Annotated in this window: 1 protein-coding gene; it reads left to right on the top strand. The window is 39.6% G+C overall.

Annotated elements, in window-relative coordinates; all coding sequences use genetic code 11:
* A partial coding sequence (locus B2X72_RS01420) for a GH92 family glycosyl hydrolase (protein WP_286848116.1) occupies positions 1–2,746 on the top strand: 2,746 nt, incomplete at its 5' end.
* Positions 2,747–2,889 lie beyond the last annotated feature (143 nt).

Here is a 2,889-nt window from a genome sequence, read left to right as displayed (position 1 = left end):
ACAGATCGTAATCAATGGTAAGCCCTATAATTTTGAGGTGGAGCGGGGAGCAGGAAATGGTGAGCCGCTAGAGAATCCTTTAAAATCTGGAAATTCTACGATAAATATACCATTGCCAGCTGATCTCATTAAGAAAGGCGGAAATCAGATTACCATGACTGTCATAAAGGGAGGTTGGGTTGAATTTGATTCCTTTAAACTGCTGGGGCCACAGCAAGTAAAGCTAATAGCCAATCATTCTGTAATTGTTAAAAATGTACAGCAAGCTGAATTTGAGATCTTAAATGCAGGGAAACCCGTCCAAAATATGTTGGTTGATCTCTTGAAATTGAAAGATGATGAACAGTTGAAAGTAGTCTTAGATGGAAAGAAAATTTATGAGAAAACACGTGAAAAAGGTGCAGCGAAATTGGAAATACCAATGCCTTATGTCGCTAAGGATATATGGAGTAAGTATGAAATTTATTGTAATGGGCAATTAATACAGTCTTCAACAATCAAGCGGGGCCCAAAAAGACTAGGTGGAGTTTCAGATTATGTGAACACGATGATGGGTGCAGCACATTCCAGATGGATGATAGCCCCGGGACCATGGATGCCTTTTGGCATGGTAAAGATAAGTCCAGATAACCAAAATATTGGCTGGCAGGCAGGTTATGAACCTTCTATCGAATCTATTGGTACATTTAGCCATATTCACGAATGGACAATGGCTGGATTGGGAACATTTCCGACAGCAGGTCAATTGAAGACTCGGGTCGGAGATCAGTACAGTACAAATTCAGGATATCGATCAGCAATAGATAAAACCAGCGAAAAAGCTCCATTGGGATATTATGCTGTTCATCTCCTTGATCACGATATCGACGTAAAATTGACGGCTGGTACACGTTCCAGTTTTCAACAATATACCTATCATAAGTCGGACACAGGACGTATCATGATTGATCTCAAGGTTAACGGAGAATATGATTATAAAATTAAAGATTTCTCGCTGAAAAAGGTTTCTGACTATAAGGTTGTGGGATACAGTAATCAATTATCTGAAAACGTTTGGTCCACGGATGCAAAACAGGATTATGTCGTATACTTTGTGATGGAGTTTGATAAACCTATCATAAACTATGGCACATGGCATAATGATCGGTTGACTGAACGGGCTGATTTGGTTGCTGATAGCGCTCAATTTGCGGGAATGTACGTGGAATTTGATGTGCATAAAGATAAGGCTGTACAACTGCGCACAGGGATTTCTTATGTGAGCTTAGCCAATGCAGAGGAGAATCTAAAAACGGAACTGTCGGAGCCATTCGGATGGTCCATTGATCGGGTCGTGGAAAATCAACATAAAGTTTGGGATGAACTTTTAAGTAGATTGGCGATAAAGTCTTCAGACTATTTTGAAAAAGAGAAATTCTATACCAACATGTATCGCACTTTGGCAAGCCGAAACACATTCAGTGATGTGAATGGTCAATGGAGATCTTCGGATGAAGTGATACGAACTTTAGCCCATAAAGGGGATCTCGCTTTAGGCTGTGATGCTTTCTGGAATACCTTTTGGAATTTAAATCAGTTTTGGAACTTGGTTACGCCGGAATGGTCCAATAAATGGGTTAGATCGCAACTTGCGATGTATGACGCAAATGGCTGGCTGGCGAAAGGGCCGGCTGGAATGGAGTATATTCCCGTCATGGTTGCAGAACATGAAATACCGTTAATTGTTGGGGCATACCAGATGGGGATTAGAGACTACGATACTGAAAAGGCATTTGAAGCTGTTAAAAAAATGCAGACAACAAGTCCATTGAAATTTGAAGGTGGTTTTGCAGGTAACAGGGACTTGGATGTCTATTTAAAATATAAGTACGTTCCCTATGATTTGGGCCGGTTTTCCAATTCAATGGAATATAGTTTTGACGACTGGACAGTTGGGCAGTTCGCAAAATCGTTAGGAAAGGAGCAGGAGTACAATTATTTTAATGATCGCGGAAACTGGTGGAGAAACGCGATAGATGTCAGTAGTGGCTATGCTCGGATGAAGGATTCAAAAGGAGAATGGTATAAAGATTTTGATCCTTTTAAATCGGGAGCTAACCATCATTATGTAGAAGGAAATGCATGGCAACTGACTTTTTTTGTGCCACAGGATATTCCTGGGTTAGCTAAAATGATCGGACAGGATGTGTTTTTAAAACGATTGGAATGGGGATTTCCAGAAAGTGAAAAATGGCGCTATAATGGCCCTAATGATCAATATTGGGATTATCCTGTTGTTCAGGGAAATCAGCAATCAATGCATTTTGCCTATATTTTTAATTGGTTGAATAAGCCCTGGTTGACACAAAAATGGAGCCGCTCTATAGGTGAGCGCTATTATGGCCAAGGGGTTTCGAATGCTTATCTCGGCGATGAAGACCAGGGGCAAATGAGTGCTTGGTATATCATGAATGCTATTGGTTTATTTCAGATCGATGGCGGAACAAGGGTCAAACCAATTTATGAAATAGGAAGCCCACTCTTTGAGGAGGTTAAGATTAGATTGGATGGTAAATATGGAAGAGGTGAACAGTTTATTATCAAAGCGAAAAATGCAAATAAGAAAAATATATATGTGCAACGCGCAACGTTAAATGGAAAACCGCTCAATACCTTTTATTTTGATGCTTCCGAATTGCTAAAAGGAGGAGAGCTCGTCTTAGAAATGGGCGCTACCCCGAATAAACAATGGGGACTGTATCAATAAAAAATATATTTACTGCTAGATCTCAATAGACCGAGTTGACCTATAACAATGATTTGTTAAAATTTGGTTAAACTAAGAGACCTGATATAAGAAACTCATTTTTGATGACGTTATATCAGTAGTTTCATAATTTAGGTTAATAA

The organism is Sphingobacterium sp. UBA7253 (assembly GCF_002472745.1).
GTDB classification, from domain to species: Bacteria; Bacteroidota; Bacteroidia; order Sphingobacteriales; family Sphingobacteriaceae; genus Sphingobacterium; species Sphingobacterium siyangense.
This window is presented reverse-complemented; position numbering and strand designations above follow the sequence as displayed.